The sequence below is a fragment of the Streptomyces sp. NPDC012935 genome (assembly GCF_042900345.1).
Lineage (GTDB): Bacteria > Actinomycetota > Actinomycetes > Streptomycetales > Streptomycetaceae > Streptomyces.
Genome location: NZ_JBIBBC010000019.1, coordinates 86899 through 104318, shown reverse-complemented (window position 1 = coordinate 104318; position 17420 = coordinate 86899). Strand labels below are relative to the sequence as shown.

At 69.7% G+C, this 17420-nt stretch carries 10 protein-coding genes and 1 pseudogene; 7 read left to right on the top strand and 4 right to left on the bottom strand.

The window, feature by feature from the left end:
- Positions 1 to 4 precede the first annotated feature (4 nt).
- From ACFY5C_RS34195 to ACFY5C_RS34180, 4 genes and pseudogenes are all read left to right on the top strand, one after another.
- On the top strand, positions 5 to 913 hold the full coding sequence (locus ACFY5C_RS34195; protein WP_389451893.1) for a sugar ABC transporter permease: 909 nt from the start codon (positions 5 to 7) through the stop codon (positions 911 to 913).
- A 179-nt stretch (positions 914 to 1092) separates the two neighbouring features.
- Positions 1093 to 2769, top strand: a complete 1677-nt coding sequence (locus ACFY5C_RS34190; protein WP_389452057.1) for a glycoside hydrolase family 13 protein — start codon at positions 1093 to 1095, stop codon at positions 2767 to 2769.
- A 244-nt stretch (positions 2770 to 3013) separates the two neighbouring features.
- Complete coding sequence (locus ACFY5C_RS34185) at positions 3014 to 4399, top strand: alpha-amylase family protein (RefSeq protein WP_389451890.1); 1386 nt, start codon at positions 3014 to 3016, stop codon at positions 4397 to 4399.
- A 237-nt stretch (positions 4400 to 4636) separates the two neighbouring features.
- Positions 4637 to 6264 (top strand): annotated as a pseudogene (locus tag ACFY5C_RS34180) (IS200/IS605 family accessory protein TnpB-related protein).
- On the opposite strand, the gene ACFY5C_RS34175 reads toward ACFY5C_RS34180, so the two are convergent.
- Complete coding sequence (locus tag ACFY5C_RS34175; protein ID WP_389451888.1) at positions 6244 to 6567, bottom strand: hypothetical protein; 324 nt, start codon at positions 6565 to 6567, stop codon at positions 6244 to 6246. The pseudogene ACFY5C_RS34180 and the gene ACFY5C_RS34175 sit on opposite strands and share 21 nt — an antisense overlap.
- Positions 6568 to 6800: 233 nt before the next feature.
- Between ACFY5C_RS34175 and pulA the strand changes: the two genes are divergently transcribed.
- From pulA to ACFY5C_RS34160, 3 genes are all read left to right on the top strand, one after another.
- Entirely contained in the window at positions 6801 to 12209 is a 5409-nt protein-coding gene (gene pulA, locus ACFY5C_RS34170; protein ID WP_389451885.1) for a pullulanase-type alpha-1,6-glucosidase, read from the top strand.
- A 74-nt stretch (positions 12210 to 12283) separates the two neighbouring features.
- Complete coding sequence (locus ACFY5C_RS34165) at positions 12284 to 14257, top strand: SpoIIE family protein phosphatase (protein WP_389451882.1); 1974 nt, start codon at positions 12284 to 12286, stop codon at positions 14255 to 14257.
- Positions 14258 to 14285: 28 nt separating this feature from the next.
- Entirely contained in the window at positions 14286 to 14642 is a 357-nt protein-coding gene (locus ACFY5C_RS34160) for a 5-carboxymethyl-2-hydroxymuconate Delta-isomerase (RefSeq protein WP_389451880.1), read from the top strand.
- Between the two features lie 31 nt (positions 14643 to 14673).
- Here ACFY5C_RS34160 and ACFY5C_RS34155 read toward each other — a convergent pair whose 3' ends face one another.
- Genes ACFY5C_RS34155 through ACFY5C_RS34145 form a run of 3 tightly spaced genes read right to left on the bottom strand, consistent with a single transcriptional unit; the run spans position 14674 to position 17341 of the window.
- The gene (locus ACFY5C_RS34155) at positions 14674 to 15363 is read right to left on the bottom strand and encodes a TetR/AcrR family transcriptional regulator (RefSeq protein ID WP_389451877.1); all 690 of its coding nucleotides are present in this window, start codon (positions 15361 to 15363) and stop codon (positions 14674 to 14676) included.
- Positions 15364 to 15419: 56 nt separating this feature from the next.
- On the bottom strand, positions 15420 to 16445 hold the full coding sequence (locus ACFY5C_RS34150) for a PDR/VanB family oxidoreductase (RefSeq protein WP_389451875.1): 1026 nt from the start codon (positions 16443 to 16445) through the stop codon (positions 15420 to 15422).
- Complete coding sequence (locus tag ACFY5C_RS34145) at positions 16445 to 17341, bottom strand: metal-dependent hydrolase (protein ID WP_389451872.1); 897 nt, start codon at positions 17339 to 17341, stop codon at positions 16445 to 16447. The genes ACFY5C_RS34150 and ACFY5C_RS34145 overlap by 1 nt, the downstream gene beginning before the upstream one ends.
- Positions 17342 to 17420 lie beyond the last annotated feature (79 nt).

Sequence of the window (17420 nt, the reverse complement as noted above, 5' to 3'; positions counted from 1 at the left end):
CCCCATGAGCACCACGACCGTCAAGACCACTGCCGCGGCGGACCAGCCCCCCAAGTCGCCGGCCGCACCGCGCGGGGTCCGCCGGGGAGAGAACAGCCGCAGGACGTCCGTCGTCTCCCACGGCATCCTGATCGTGGCGAGCCTGATCGCGCTGTTCCCCGTCGCCTGGCTGGTCTTCCTGTCCCTGGGCCCGGACAAGGACGACTACCTCCACCCCGGTGGCATCTGGGGGAAGATGACGCTGGACAACTACACGTTCGTCCTGCAGGAGACCAAGTTCTTCGACTGGCTGACGAGCACCCTGATCGTCACGCTGGGCACCACGCTCATCGGCGTCGTCATCGCCGCGACCACCGGCTACGCGGTCTCGCGGATGCGCTTCCCGGGGTACAAGAAGTTCATGTGGGTGCTGCTCGTGACCCAGATGTTCCCGGTGGCCGTACTGATGGTGCCGATGTATCAGATCCTGTCCGGGCTCCAGCTCGTCGACAGCTACCTCGGCCTCATCCTCGTCTACTGCACGACGACCGTGCCGTACTGTGCCTGGCTGATGAAGGGCTACTTCGACACGATCCCGTTCGAGATCGACGAGGCCGGACGCGTCGACGGGCTGACCCCCTTCGGCACGTTCGCGCGGCTGATCCTTCCGCTCGCCAAGCCGGGTCTGGCGGTCGCCGCGTTCTACAGCTTCCTCACCGCCTTCGGAGAGGTCGCGTTCGCCTCGACGTTCATGCTGTCCGACACGAAGTACACCTTCGCGGTCGGGTTGCAGACCTTCGTCAGTGAGCATGACGCGCAGCGGAACCTCATGGCCGCGACGGCCGTGCTCATTGCCATACCTGTCTCGGCGTTCTTCTACTTCGTGCAGAAGAACCTGGTGACCGGCCTCACCGCGGGCGGCACGAAGGGGTGACGCGCCGCTGTGGCTGGTCGCGCAGTTCCCCGCGCCCCTGAAGGGGGCGCTGCCCCCTTCACCCCCTGGGACCCGAGGCGGTCGCGGTGGCCATCCGACCCCGCTGTCACCGCGACCGCCTCGTCATCACCGTTGTAAGTACACCTGACCCCATGACCCTGTTACGCACCAAGGACGCCATGAGCCAGCAGCACTCCGCCATCGCCCCGGCCCCGAACCCCGCCAAAGCCAAGCGCAGCGACTGGTGGCGGGACGCGGTGATCTACCAGGTCTATCCGCGCAGCTTCGCCGACAGCAATGGCGACGGCATGGGCGACCTGGAAGGCGTACGCTCCCGCCTCCCGTACCTGCGCGACCTCGGCGTGGACGCCGTGTGGCTGAGCCCCTTCTACGCCTCCCCGCAGGCCGACGCCGGCTACGACGTGGCCGACTACCGGGCCGTCGACCCGATGTTCGGCAACCTCCTCGACGCCGACGCGCTGATCCGTGACGCCCATGAGCTGGGTCTGAGGATCATCGTCGACCTCGTCCCCAACCACTCCTCCGACCAGCACGAGTGGTTCAAGCGTGCCCTCGCGGAGGGGCCGGGCTCCCCGCTGCGGGACCGCTACCACTTCCGTCCCGGCAAGGGCGCGGACGGTGCGCTCCCGCCCAACGACTGGGAGTCGATCTTCGGCGGCCCGGCCTGGACCAGGGTCACCGAGCCGGACGGCACGCCCGGCCAGTGGTACCTGCACCTCTTCGCCCCCGAGCAGCCCGACTTCAACTGGGAGCACCCGGCGGTCGGGGACGAGTTCCGCTCGATTCTGCGCTTCTGGCTCGACATGGGCGTCGACGGCTTCCGCATCGACGTGGCCCACGGCCTGGTGAAGGCGGAGGGGCTGCCCGACCTCGGATCCCACGAGCAGCTCAAGCTGCTGGGCAACGATGTCATGCCGTTCTTCGACCAGGACGGCGTACATGCCGTCTACCGCCAGTGGCGCACGATCCTCGACGAGTACGCCGGCGAGCGGATCTTCGTGGCGGAGGCCTGGACCCCGACGGTCGAGCGCACCGCCAACTACGTGCGCCCGGACGAGCTCCACCAGGCCTTCAACTTCCAGTACCTGTCGACGGAGTGGGACGCCAAGGAGCTCCGTGAGGTCGTCGACCGCACCCTGGACGCGATGCGCCCGGTGGGCGCGCCGGCGACATGGGTGCTGTCCAACCACGACGTCACCCGCCACGCCACCCGCTTCGCCAACCCGCCGGGCCTCGGCACCCAGATCCGCACCGCGGGCGACCGCGCACTGGGGCTGCGGCGGGCGCGGGCGGCCACCCTGCTGATGCTCGCGCTGCCCGGTTCGGCGTACGTCTACCAGGGCGAGGAGCTGGGCCTGCCGGACGTCGTCGACCTGCCGGACGAGGTGCGCCAGGACCCGGCGTACTTCCGCGGCGAGGGCCAGGACGGCTTCCGCGACGGCTGCCGGGTGCCGATCCCGTGGACGCGTGCGGGATCGTCGTACGGCTTCGGCACGGGTGGCAGCTGGCTGCCGCAGCCGCAGGGGTGGGGCGAACTGAGCATCGAGGCGCAGACCGGCGACCCCGACTCCACCCTGGAGCTGTACCGCTCGGCGCTGGCCGTGCGCCGCGCGCAGCCCGACCTGGGCGCGGGCGACGCGGTGGAGTGGCTGAAGGCCCCTGAGGGGGTCCTCGCCTTCCGGCGCGGGGAGTTCGTCTGCGTCGCCAACACCGGCGAGGAGTCGGTGACGACCCCGGCGTACGGGCGCGTGCTGCTCGCCAGCGGCGAGATCAGTGAGACGGACGGCGAGGCGAAGGTGCCGGGCGACACGACGGTGTGGTGGACGACGGCCTGACGCGTTGTCACAGGCGCAGGGCCCGCTGCCTTTTCAGGCAGCGGGCCCTGCTGCGCTCATGGCGGGGCCAGGGGCAGGGCTTGAACTACGAGTGAGCGTGAGGGAGTTGAGAAGGGCACGTCAAGGTTGCGGATGAAAGTACTTGCTATGACTTTCAACTCTCTTGCTGTAAACCTTTCGCGGCGGTACGTTCACGCGGGCGCCCGGCAAAGACGCCTGGCCGTCATCGCAAGGAGTTACGCCTGTGATATCGAGATGGTCGGTCACCGCGACCGCGACCGTGCTCGCCGCCACTTCGGCGGCCCTGATGGCCCCCGGGACCCCCGCGTCCGCCTCCCCGCCCGGCACCAAGGACGTCACCGCGGTGATGTTCGAGTGGAACTTCGCCTCGGTCGCCAGGGAGTGCACCAACACCCTCGGCCCCGCCGGCTACGGCTACGTCCAGGTCTCCCCGCCCGCCGAGCACATCCAGGGCTCGCAGTGGTGGACCTCGTACCAGCCCGTCAGCTACAAGATCGCCGGCCGGCTCGGGGACCGGACGGCCTTCCAGAACATGGTGAACACCTGCCACGCCGCAGGGGTGAAGGTCGTCGCCGACACCGTCATCAACCACATGTCCGCGGGCAGCGGCACCGGCACCGGCGGTTCGTCGTACACGAAGTACAACTATCCCGGCCTGTACTCCTCCTTCGACTTCGACGACTGCACCGCGCAGATCACCAACTACGCGGACCGTGCGAACGTCCAGAACTGCGAACTCGTCGGCCTCGCCGATCTCGACACCGGCGAGTCCTACGTCCGCGGTGCCATCGCCGGGTACATGAACGACCTGCTCTCCCTCGGCGTCGACGGCTTCCGCATCGACGCGGCCAAGCACATCCCGGCCGCCGACCTTGCCAACATCAAGTCGCGCCTCAGCAACCCGTCGGTCTACTGGAAGCAGGAGGTCATCTACGGCAGCGGAGAAGCCGTCCAGCCCACCGAGTACACGGGCAACGGCGACGTCCAGGAGTTCCGCTACGCCTACGACCTCAAGCGCGTCTTCAACAACGAGAACCTCGCCTACCTGAAGAACTACGGCGAGGGCTGGGGCTACCTGAGCAGCGGTGTCTCGGGTGTCTTCGTCGACAACCACGACACCGAGCGCAACGGCTCCACCCTCAACTACAAGGACGGCGCCAACTACACGCTGGCCAGTGTCTTCATGCTGGCCTACCCGTACGGCGCCCCGGACATCAACTCCGGCTACGAGTTCACCGACCACGACGCGGGCCCGCCCAACGGCGGTGCGGTCAGCGCCTGCTGGCAGAACGGCTGGAAGTGCCAGCACGCCTGGCCGGAGATCAAGTCGATGGTCGCCTTCCGCAACACCACGCGCGGTGAGTCGGTCACCAACTGGTGGGACAACGGCGGCGACGCCATCGCCTTCGGACGGGGCAGCAAGGGCTACGTCGCGATCAACCACGAGTCGAGCAGTCTGACCCGCACCTACCAGACGTCCCTCGCGGCAGGCACGTACTGCAACGTGCAGAACAACACGAGCGTGACGGTGAACTCCAGCGGGCAGTTCACGGCCACCCTCGGCTCCAACACCGCCCTGGCGATCTACGCCGGCAGGACGAGCTGCTGAGCCGTCATGCCCTTCGCGCGGCCACCCCTGTCACGCCTGTCCGCGTCGGCGCAGGGGTGGGGAGCTGCTGCTGGTTGGCAGTGCTTAAGCGCGTTGGAGCGTGCATGAGTGAGTGTTGCTGCTGCGGCGTGCGGATTCGGGGTGGAACGGGAGTTCTTGCATCGAATGCGTGACCTTGATGGGCAAGGCTCGTTGGGTGCGGTGAGGGTTCTACGGCATCGGGCGGGGGTGGGGGGAATGGGCGGGCTGCGTGAGGTGGCGGTGCCGTTTGTCGCTCTCGGCCCGTCCGGTGTATCGGTCCGTACCCGGCTGGGGGGCCTGACGCCCGAGGATGAGAAGGTTCTGCGCCTGGTGGGTGCGCACCTGGGCTCGCTGGCCTCGAAGGACCTCAAAGCGCGTTGCGCTGACGGCCTGGAGCACTCCGCCGAGACGTGGGCGGCCCGCAAGCGGGACCTGACGGGCGTCTCGTCGTCCAGGTGGGCGGGCAGCATCACCAAGGCCACGCACGATCAGTGGGCACTGGCCCGGCGTGGGCAGCTGGCGCACATCCAGTCCCTCGAAGCGGGCGTCCGGATGCTTCGGCACCGGCTTTCCCTGCCGGTCGGCGAGAAAGGAACCAAGCGTTCCCCGGGCGGCTACCGGTCGGCGCACGAATGGTTCCACAAGACACGCCGCCTGCATGTACTCGAAGACCGGCTGGAGCAGGTTCGCGCAGACCGCGAGGCCGGACGCGTCCGTGTAGCACGCGGCGGCAAACGCCTGCTGGGCACCCGCCACCACCTCGACAAGGCGCAGCTCAGCGAGGCCGAGTGGCGTGAGCGGTGGGAGGCCGGGCGCTGGTTCCTCCAGGCGGACGGGGAGTCGGGGAAAGGTTCGGCAACGAGACGATCCGCATCACGCCCGAGGGCGACGTGTCGATCAAGCTCCCGGCCCCGTTTGCCGGCCTGGCGAACGCCAGGCATGGCCGGTACGTACTCGCCGCGCAGGTGCGGTTCCCTCACCGGGGGCAGGAGTGGGCCGACCGTGTGGAGGCCAACCGGGCCGTGGCCTACCGCATCCACTACGACACAGGGCGCGGGCGCTGGTACATGGACGCCTCCTGGCAGATCCCACCCACCCAGACCATCCCACTCAAAGCCGCCCTCGCCGATGGCGTGATCGGCGTGGACACCAATGCCGACCACCTCGCCGCATGGCGCCTGGACACTCACGGCAACCCGATCGGCCGGCCGCGCCGGTTCTTCTACGACCTGTCCGGCAACGCCCAGCACCGCGACGCCCAGGTACGGCACGCTCTCACGCGGCTGCTGAACTGGGCCAAGAGCTGCGGAGTCAAGGCCATCGCGGTCGAAGACCTCGACTTCCAGGCCGAGAAAACCAGAGAGAAGCACGGGCGCAAGCGCCGATTCCGGCAGTTGATCTCCGGCATGCCGACCGCCAAGCTCCGCGCCCGGCTCACCTCCATGGCCGACGCCACCGGAATCGCGGTCATCGCCGTGGACCCGGCCTACACCAGTAAGTGGGGCGCCCAGCACTGGCAAAAGCCCATGGCCTCGAAGACCCGCAAGACCACCCGGCACGATGCCGCGAGCATCGCGATCGGACGACGCGCCCAAGGACACCCGATCCGGCGACGGACGACACCGCCCCCTGCGCACCAGAGCGATGTGCACGGGCATCGGACCGTCCAGGCCGACCGGCGTGCCCCTGGGCGTGAGGGACCCCGCCCCCACGTTCCCGGACCACGGACACGATCCGTGCCGCCGGACGCGGCGAGAACGCGGGCGACCAGGACACCCAAAACCGTTCGGGATGTCCGCAGTGAGCAGGAGTGGGCACAACACTCACCCCTGCTCACTGAATAGGAACGGTGGCCGTTGGAGTATCTCGATGTACATGATCCGGCCGTTCACGACGTCGAGAATCAGGTCGCCCGACGAGGGCAGCAGCGGCACACACCGATGGCCCGGCCCGTACGGCTGTCCGCCTGGATGATCCGACGTCCGGATGCTCTGGCAGAAGTCGTCCCCGCAGCCGCACTCGCCGACCATGCGGACGTCCCACACGCATAGGGCCAGCTCGCGTTCGCCCTCCTCCTCCAGGAGTTGGACCAGCTCGTCGACGAGCTCCGGGAAGACCTCGCGAACGAGGGGCGGTTCCTGCTCCATGCGGGGGACGGTAGAGGGGAGCTACCGCGCGGGGCGACCGATTATGCGCGATCCGGGCCGGCAGCGACCAGACCTCACCGTCCTCGGGCCGCTGACACAGACCAACTCACCCTGCTGAGCGCCCAGGTGAAAGTTCTTACCGATGCTTTCAAGCCTCTTGCTGTAAGCCTTACGGCGGCGATACGGTCGCGCGGGGTCGGACCCACTGAGCCGTAATCGCAAGGAGCCCATCTGTGATAGCGAGATGGCCGACGCCGTCGAGGCGCCGAACCACCCATGCCGGACGGGTCGCCGCGGTCACCGTGACCGCGTTGGCCGCAGCACTCGTCCAGCCCCTCGCGGCGCGGGCGGACGCCCCGCCGCCGCCCCCGTCCGACGCCAGGCTCGCGGCCGAGCCCGCCCGGCACGAGGTCACCCGCGACCAGTTCTACTTCGTCCTGCCGGACCGGTTCGCCAACGGCGACGCGAGCAACGACAAGGGCGGCCTGACCGGTTCCCGCCTCTCCACCGGCTACGACCCCGCCGACAAGGGCTTCTACCAGGGCGGCGACCTCAAGGGACTGACCAAGCGCCTCGACTACATCAAGGGCCTGGGCACCACCGCCATCTGGATGGCGCCGATCTTCAAGAACCAGCCCGTGCAGGGCACCGGCGCCAACGCCTCGGCCGCGTACCACGGCTACTGGATCACCGACTTCACCCAGGTCGACCCGCACTTCGGCACCAACAAGGACCTTGAGACCCTCATCTCCAAGGCGCACGCCAAGGGCATGAAGGTCTTCTTCGACGTCATCACCAACCACACGGCCGATGTCGTCGACTATGAGGAGAAGTCGTACGACTACCTCTCCAAGGGTGCCTTCCCGTACCTGACGAAGGACGGCAAGCCCTTCGACGACGCCGACTACGCGGACGGGACGTCCGGGTTCCCGGCGGTCAACGCCGGCTCCTTCCCGCGCACGCCGACCGTCGCCGCCGCGAAGAAGAACGTCAAGGTCCCGTCGTGGCTCAACGACCCGACGATGTACCACAACCGTGGCGACTCCACCTTCGCCGGTGAGAGCTCCACCCACGGCGACTTCGGCGGCCTCGACGACCTGTGGACAGAGCGTCCCGAGGTCGTCAGCGGCATGGAGAAGATCTACCAGCGCTGGGTCAGGGACTTCGACATCGACGGCTTCCGGATCGACACCGTGAAGCACGTCAACATGGAGTTCTGGACCCAGTGGGCCACGGCGCTGGACTCCTACGCCGCCAAGCAGGGCCGCGACGACTTCTTCATGTTCGGCGAGGTGTACTCCGCCGACACGAACGTCACCTCGCCCTACGTCACCGAAGGCCGCCTCGACTCCACACTCGACTTCCCCTTCCAGGAGGCCGCCCGGCAGTACGCCTCCCAGGGCGGCAGCGCGCAGAAGCTGGCGTCCGTCTTCGGTGACGACTACAAGTACACGACCGACAAGGCCAACGCGTACGAGCAGGTCACCTTCCTCGGCAACCACGACATGGGCCGCATCGGGTACTTCCTGAACCAGGACAACCCGAAGGCGACCGACGCCGAGCTGCTCAAGAAGGACAAGCTCGCCAACGAGCTGATGTTCCTCAGCCGCGGCAACCCGGTCGTCTACTACGGCGACGAGCAGGGCTTCACCGGCGCCGGCGGCGACAAGGACGCCCGCCAGACCCTGTTCGCCTCGAAGACCGCCGACTACCTCGACGACGACCAGCTCGGCACCGACCGCACACACGCGAGCGACGCCTACGACACGAGCGCACCGCTGTACCGGCAGATCGCCGAGCTCTCCGCGCTCCGCAAGGCCAACCCCGCCCTCGCCGACGGTATCCAGACCGAGCGGTACGCGGCCGACGGCGCCGGTATCTACGCCTTCTCGCGCACCGCCGCCAAGTCGGGCACGGAGTACGTCGTCGCGTTCAACAACGCGGGCGAGGCGAAGACGGCGACCTTCGCGACCGGTTCGGCCGGCATGACGTTCAAGGGCATCCACGGGACGCGTGACTCGCTCAGGAGTGACGCCGACAAGAAGCTCACCGTCACCGTCCCGGCCGGCTCGGCGATCGTCCTCAAGGCGACCGGCAGGCCCGCCGAGCCCGCCACCGCGCCGACCCTGACCCTCAAGGCCCCGGCCGCCGGCGCCACCGGCACGGTGGAGATCGGTGCGGACATCGAGGGCGGACAGCTGGGCCGCGTCGTGTTCGCGGCCCAGGTCGGCAACGGCAAGTGGCGGACCCTCGGCTCCGCCGACCACGCCCCGTACAAGGTCACGCAGGCCATCGGCAAGGACGTACCCGCCGGAACGGCCCTGCGCTACAAGGCTGTCGTCATTGACTCGGCCGGCCGCACCGCCAGTGCCACGGCGGCCTCCACCACCGGCACCCCGCCCGCCCCCGAGATCCCCAGCGCCGCCTCCCGCGACTACGCGGTCGTCCACTACAAGCGCGCCGACGGCGACTACGCGAACTGGGGCCTGTACGCCTGGGGCGACCTGGCCGACGGCGAGTCCACGAACTGGCCGGACAGCCACCCCTTCGTCGGCCGTGACGCGTACGGCGCCTTCGCCTACGTCAAGCTGAAGCCGGGCGCGACGAACGTCGGCTTCCTCGTCATCGACAAGGACGGCAACAAGGACGTCTCCGCCGACCGCACGATCGACCTCACCAAGACGGGCGAGATCTGGATCGAGCAGGGCAAGGAGGCCGTCCGCACCGAGAAGCCCGCGGCCGACTATCCGGCGCCGGACAAGTCCAAGGCCGTCCTGCACTACCACCGCGCCGACGGCGACTACGACGGCTGGGGCCTGCACACCTGGACGGGTGCCGCGAACCCCACCGAGTGGTCGAACCCCCTGAAGCCGGTCAAGACTGATGCCTATGGTGCGGTTTTCGAGGTACCGCTCACCGACGGTGCCACCAGCCTCAGCTACATCCTCCACAAGGGCGACGAGAAGGACCTGCCCGCCGACCAGTCGCTCGACCTCACGGCGAACGGCCATGAGGTGTGGCTGTTGAGCGGCCAGGAGAAGTACCTGCTCCCGCAGCCCACGGGCTCCGCGGCGGCGCTCGACCTGAGCACCTCCAAGGCGGTCTGGATCGACCGGAACACGGTCGCCTGGAAGGGCTCCGAGGCCGCCGCCTCCACCCAGCTGCTCTACAGCCGCGACGGCGGGATCGCGGTCAAGGACGGCACCCTGACCGGTGACGCCAAGTGGCTGCGGCTGTCCAAGAGCTCTTTCACCGACGCCCAGAAGGCGAAGTTCCCGCACCTCAAGGACTACACCGCCTGGTCCGTCGACCCGCGCGACCGCGACCGGGTCCGCGAGGCCCTCGCCGGCCAGGTCGTCGCTTCGCAGCGGGCCGCGACCGGCGCCGTGCTCGCGGCGACCGGCGTCCAGATCGCGGGCGTCCTCGACGACCTGTACTCCGGGGCGACCAAGGCCGACCTGGGGCCGGCCTTCGACAAGGGGCGTCCGACGCTGTCCGTCTGGGCGCCGACTGCACAGTCGGTCAAGCTGGAGATCGGCGACTCGACCGTCGCCATGAGGCGGAACGCCGGCACCGGCGTCTGGTCCGTCACCGGCCCGAAGTCCTGGAAGGGCAAGCCCTACCGGTACGTCGTCAAGGTCTGGGCGCCCAGCGTCCGGAAGGTCGTCACCAACAAGGTCACCGACCCCTACTCGGTCGCCCTGACCACCGACTCCGAGCGCAGCCTCGTCGTCGACCTGGACGACAAGGCCCTGGCGCCGGGCGGCTGGTCCTCCTACACCAAGCCCAAGGCCGTACCGCTGAAGGACGCGCAGATCCAGGAGCTGCACGTCCGGGACTTCTCCGTCGAGGACCGGACGGCGAAGAACCGGGGCACCTACCTCGCCTTCACGGACAAGGACAGCGACGGCTCCAAGCACCTGCGTGAGCTGGCGAAGGCGGGTACGTCGTACGTTCACCTGCTGCCGGCCTTCGACATCGCCACGATCCCCGAACGCCGCGAGGACCAGGCGACCGTCGGATGCGACCTCGCCTCCTTCCCGGCCGACTCCGACAAGCAGCAGGAGTGCGTGTCGAAGATCGCCGCGAAGGACGCCTACAACTGGGGCTACGACCCGTACCACTACACGGTCCCCGAAGGCTCGTACGCCACGGACCCGGACGGCACCGGCCGCACGGTCGAGTTCCGCAGGATGGTCAAGGCACTGAACGAGGACGGTCTGCGGGTCGTCATGGACGTCGTCTACAACCACACCGCGGCCAGCGGTCAGGCGGACACCTCCGTACTCGACCGGATCGTCCCCGGCTACTACCAGCGCCTGCTCGCCGACGGCTCGGTCGCCAACAGCACCTGCTGCGCCAACACGGCCACCGAGAACGCCATGATGGGCAAGCTGGTCGTCGACTCGATCGTCACCTGGGCCAAGGAGTACAAGGTCGACGGCTTCCGCTTCGACCTGATGGGCCACCACCCGAAGGCCAACATCCTCGCGGTCCGCAAGGCCCTCGACGAGCTGACGCCCGCCAAGGACGGCGTCGACGGCAAGAAGATCATCCTGTACGGCGAGGGCTGGAACTTCGGCGAGGTCGCCGACGACGCCCGCTTCACGCAGGCCACCCAGAAGAACATGGCCGGCACCGGCATCGCGACCTTCTCCGACCGGGCGCGGGACGCCGTACGCGGCGGCGGGCCCTTCGACGAGGACCCCGGCGTCCAGGGCTTCGCGTCCGGGCTGTTCACCGACCCCAACTCCTCCAAGAGCAACGGCACTTCCGAGGAGCAGAAGGCCCGGCTGCTGCACTACCAGGACCTGATCAAGGTCGGCCTGTCCGGCAACCTCGCCGGGTACCGGTTCACCGACACCGCCGGCAAGGAGGTCACCGGCGCCGAGGTCGACTACAACGGCCAGCCCGCCGGGTACGCGGACGTCCCCGGCGACGCCCTCGCCTACGCGGACGCGCACGACAACGAGTCGCTGTTCGACGCGCTCGCCTTCAAGCTGCCGAAGGACACGTCGGCCGCCGACCGGGCCCGTATGCAGGTCCTCGCCATGGCCTCGGCCACCCTGTCGCAGGGGCCGGCCCTCTCCCAGGCCGGCACCGACCTGCTGCGCTCCAAGTCGCTGGACCGCAACTCCTACGACAGCGGCGACTGGTTCAACGCCATCCACTGGAACTGCGCCGACGGCAACGGCTTCGGGCGTGGGCTGCCGCCGGCGGCCGACAACCAGTCCAAGTGGCCCTACGCCAAGCCCCTGCTGAGCACCGTGAAGGTGGGATGCGAGCAGATCGAGGGGGCCTCGGCGGCGTACCGGGACCTGTTGAGCATCCGTTCGACGGAGAGTGTCTTCTCCCTCGGTACGGCCGGTCAGGTGCAGTCGAAGCTGTCCTTCCCGCTGTCCGGGAGGGACGAGACGCCCGGCGTGATCACCATGCGGCTCGGTGACCTCGTCGTCGTCTTCAACGCCACGCCCCAGAAGCAGGAGCAGCGGATCGCCTCGCTGGCCGGCGAGGACCACCGACTGCATGCGGTGCAGGCCTCGGGCGCGGACCCTATCGTCAAATCCTCGTCCTACGAGCGGGAATCCGGCACGTTCGCCGTTCCGGGTCGTACTGTCGCCGTCTTCACACGGGCCCTTTGATACGGCACTAGGTTGAGTGGGGCGGACCCGGTCACGGGCCCGCCCCACTCGTGCGTATCCAAGGGCTCCCGACGATGGACGGTTTCGGCAAGCAGTCGGGCACGACCGTGATGGTCGTCGACGACGTCTCGACCAACCGCTTCGCCATGGGCGCCGTGCTGCGCCGCGCGGGCCATGACGTCGTTCCGGTCGCGAGCGCGGGGGAGGCGCTGAGCGAGCTGGACATACGGCTGCGTGCGGGAGCCCTGCCCGACCTGGCCCTCGTCGACGTGGGGCTGCCGGACATGAGCGGCTTCGAACTGTGCCGCCTGGTCAAGGCCCGGCCGTCCATGGCCGCACTGCCCGTCGTCCACTTCTCCGCCATGGCCGTGGACCCGGGGGACCGGTGCCGGGGTCTCGACGCGGGCGCCGACGCCTACCTGACCGTGCCTGCCGAGCCGAGCGAGATCGAGGCCGTCGTACGGGCCGCCGTGCGCGGGGCGCGCCGACGCGGCGCGGCCGAGGTGCTCGCGCACCGGCTGACGCTGCTGTCGGAGGCGATCGTCACCGTGCAGACCGCGCGCTGTCTGGGGGAGCTGGCCGACGCCGCCGCCGCGGGCACGGCCCGGCTCACCGGTACGCCCGCCGTCGTCTTCGTGATCGGCCCGGGCGGCGAGCCGCACTGGGGCAGTTCCCTGCGCCTGCCCCGGGGCGACGGCTTCGCCCGTCCGGCGGGCACCCCCACCGCACTGCCCGACACCGCCCCGCAGGTCGCCGCGGCGCGCCTGATCACGCGGATCGCGGAGGGCCGGAGCGGGCGGACCGGAGTGCACAGCACGACCGTGCCCGCCTCGCTGTGGCCCGCCGGCTTCTTCCGGCCCGGTGTCCGTGAGGACGCCCGCCTGGTCCTGGCGTTCACCGAGGAGGGCCGCACGTCGGTGTGCGTAGCCATGCCGGTAGCGCCGCCCGCCGTACCGCTCCCGGCCGCACCGCCGGCCCGGCGCCCGCAGACCGGGCCACCCGCCGAGCCGGCTCCGGCGTACGAGCGCCTCGCGCCCCAGGGCCCGCACGCCGGGGTGCTCGCCGAGCCGATTCCGGTGTACATCCCCTTCGCGACCCATCACCCGCGGCCCGGACCGCTCGCCGAACCGCTGCCCGCACACGACCCCCTCGCATACCGGCACCCGCTGAACGCGGTACGCGCCGCCCCGATGCCCGCCTACGACCCGATGCCTGCCTACGACCCGCTGGCGGCCCGGCGCCCGCCGCCCGCGCTGGCCCCCGCCCCCGCCCGGGCCGACGACGACCTTCTCGCCCGGCTCGCTCAGGCCACCGCGCTCGCCGCCGAGCCGCTGCTGATGTACCAGGCGGAGCGGCAGATCGCGCTCACCCTGCAGCACAGCTTCCTGCCCCAGCCGTACCGGCTGCCCGCGCTGCCCGGCGTGAAGGTCGTCGTCCGGTACGTCCCCGCGTCCCGGCAGGCGGAGATCGGCGGGGACTTCTACGCCGCCCTGCGCACCCGGGAGGGGGTGCTCACCGCGGTCGGGGACGTCGTCGGGCACTCGCTCGACGCGGCCACCGTCATGGTCGAGATCCGGCACGCACTGCGCGCCTACTGCGTCGAGGAGAGCGACCCGGGCGCGCTGGCCGAACGGCTCGACCGGATGCTCGTGCACTACCACCCCGACGTCACCGCCACCGTCTGCCTGACCCTGGTCGACCCCGGCACCGGACGCGCCCGTATCGCCAACGCGGGCCACATCCCGCCGCTCGTCGTGCGGGACGGGGGCGGCGCCGAGTACGTCCCCGTGGACGGTCCGCTGCTGGGCCTCGGCCTTCAGCGGCCGGCGCCCACGGAGCTGGTGCTGACCGACGCGGACCGTCTGCTCATGGTCACCGACGGCCTGATCGAGAGCCGCGGCATCGACCTCGACGTCTCGCTGAAGCAGCTGCGCACGGCCGCCGCCGACGCCCCGCCCGGCGTGGACGCGCTGTGCGACACCCTGCTGGACCAGTTCGGACGGGACCAGGAGGACGACATCGCGATGCTGGCGCTGCGGTTAGGGTGAGCGCTGCCCACCCAGAACAGGAGTGCTCATGCCGCAGATCACCGTCGACTACTCGGAACAGCTGGCGGACGACTTCGACCGGCCCGGCTTCGCACGGGCCCTGCATACCGCCGTGGTAGAGATCGCGGCCGCCAAGCCGCCCGCGTGCAAGACGCAGTTCCGCCGGACCGAGAACACCACGGTCGGCGACGACACCGACGGACACGGTGTCGTGCACGTCACCATGGGCCTGCTGGCCGGTCGTACGGACGAGACGAAGGCCCGGCTCACCGAGACGGTGCTGGAATTGGTGCGGCAGCACCTGAAGCCGGCCGACGGGCTCTCGCTGCACGTGTCCGCCGAGGTGCGCGACCTCGACCCCTCCTACCGCAAGTTCGAGAGCTGAGCCGCCGCCCGGGGATCCGCCCGGAAGCCGCTCAGGACGCCAGCGCGATCAGCTTGGTCACCAGGTCGCCGAACGGCCCGTCGCCCGGCTCGTCCTTGAGCATGGTGCGCAGCAGCCCGCTCATCTCCTCGTCGTACGCCGCGCTCACCGCCGCGAGCGCGGCGAAGTCGTGCACGAGCTGGACCTCCAGCTCGCCGCGCGGGATGCGGCGGCCGTCCAGCCAGATCAGCGCCGTCGACTCGGCGAGCGAGATCCAGGAACGGATGACCAGTTCCAGGCGCGCGGGCGGATCCTCCACCCGCAGATGCGAAAGGATTTGGACATACGCGGCCTGCCGCACGGAGTCGATGAGCGCGTTCGTCGCCGTCGAGCCGACGGCCGGACCGCCCCGCATCAGCGCCGAGAAACCTGGTCCGTGCTCGTCGACGAAGTCGAAGAAGCGGCGCATCACCCGCAGCAGCCGAGCCCCCAGCGGCCCGTCCGGCGGCTCGACGAAACGGCCCGCCAGTTCGTCCGAGGCACGCTTCAACGCGGCCTCGTACAGGCTGAGTTTGCCGGGGAAGTAGTGATAGACCAGCGGGCGCGAGATGCCCGCGGCCGACGCTATCTCGTCGATGGAGACGTCGTCGGGCGAGCGCTGGCTGAACAGTTCGAGGGCGACGCCGATCAACTGCTGCCGTCGCTCCTCGACTCCCATTCTTCGGCGTACCCCGGTAGTCATGCGAACACCTTACCGATCGAATCAGGCCCCGAACGGCCCGGACCGATCGCAGGCGCTCACAGATCCAGTACGAGCCGATCACCCCGCGCCCGCGACACACAGATCAGCATGGAGTCGGACCGCTCCGCGTCGGTCAGCAGCTCGTCCCGGTGGTCCACCTCACCCTCCAGCACCCGCTGTTGGCAGGTCCCGCAGAAGCCCTGTTCACAGGAGTAGGCGGTGTCGGGCAACTCCGCGCGTACGGCGGCCAGCACGGTCGAGTCGGCGGGGACGGTCAACGTCCGCCCGCTGCGCCGTAGTTCGACCTCGAAGGCGCCGCCCGCCGAGCTGCGGGGCGTGAACCGCTCCAGGTGAACGCCCGGGAACCGCTCCGCCACCGCGGCCATCAGCCCCTCCGGACCACAGCAGTAGACGGCGGCCCCGTCGGGCACGTCCGCGAGGAGCCCGCCGAGATCCGGGACCCCCTCCACGACGGTCACCCGGTCTCCGCCGCCCAGCTTCTCGACCTCCTCCAGGAACGGCATCGAGGCACGGTCGCGTCCGCAGTACAGCAGCCGCCACTCGACGCCGTCGGGCAGCGCCCGCAGCATCGGCAGGACCGGCGTGATCCCGATGCCGCCCGCGACGAACACGTACGACGAGGCCGCGACCAGCGGGAACCGGTTCCGCGGCCCCCGCACCTCCAGCTCCGTCCCCTCCCGCACCTGCTCGTGCACCTCGCGCGAGCCGCCCCGCCCTTCCGGGACCAGCCTGGTCGCCACCGTGTACGACGAGGTGTCCTCCGGGTCGCCGCACAGCGAGTACTGCCGCACGAGCCCCGACGGCAGCACCACGTCGAGATGCGCGCCGGGCTCCCAGCGGGGCAAGTCGTGGCCCTCCAGCCGTAGTTGTACGACCCCGTCGGCTACCTCTTCGTGCGAGGTCACCAGCAGGCGCAGCGCCCGCGACCGGGGCCGCCCGGAGGTCGGCACCTCCAGGGCGGGCATCGGCCACAGCGGCGAGAGGTGGATGCGGCGCCGCATCGCCCGCCGGGCGAGCAGAGCGGCACCGGCGACGACGGCGAGGGTACGGAGCTTCGGCATCAGGCGGCACCCTTCGCGGACTTCTCGGCGGTCTCGGCGGCCAGCGCGGCGGGGGAGGAGGCCAGATAGGCGACGGCCTGCTCGGTGGAGCCCTCCTGGGAGGGGTGGTAGGTCCGGCTCAGATAGCGGGGAATGGACCTGAGCATGTCGCCGGTCGAGGGCAGCGTGCCCCGCCTGCCCCGGACGTAGAAGTCCTTGAAGCTTGCGCGGCCGTTCATCAGCGTCGGGTCGTTCTCCATGAAGAAGCGCGACCCGCGCTGCCACAGGAAGACGAGAGCGGTGAACGCCGTCGCCCAGGTCCGCACCCGCCGCCGGTAGCCCCCGTCGACGTGCATGAACAGGTCGAACGCGACCGACCGGTGCTCGACCTCCTCGGCACCGTGCCAGCGCAGCAGGTCCAGCATGGTCGGGTCGGCGCCCCTGCGGTCCAGCTCCTCGGCGTTGAGCACCCAGTCGCCGAGGAAGGCGGTGTAGTGCTCGATGGCCGCGATGAGCGCCACCCGCTCCATCAGCCACCAGCGGCGCGCGCGGCCCGGCGGCAGCGTGCGGTCACCGAGCAGCTTCTCGAAGAACCAGTCGACCTGTGCGGTGTACGGCGTCGGGTCGAGCCCCTGCTCCCGCAGGTGCGGCAGCACCTCGTCATGGGCCTGCGAGTGCATGGCCTCCTGCCCGATGAACCCGATGACGTCCTCGCGGAGCTGCTCGTCCCGGATGTACGGCAGCACCTGCTTGTAGACGTGCACGAACCATCGCTCACCGGCGGGCAGGAGCAGATGCAGCACGTTGATGGTGTGCGTGGTGAACGGATCGCCGGGCACCCAGTGCAGCGGCGTGGCGTCCCAGGAGAAGGACACCTTGCGGGCCTTGAGGGGTATCCGGTCCTGCGTGTTAGACATGGCGTCAATGTACTGACGGGTAGGGCCGTGGTGAACCCTTGTGCACGGCCCTATTTACATTTCTGTCAGCAAGGCGGGT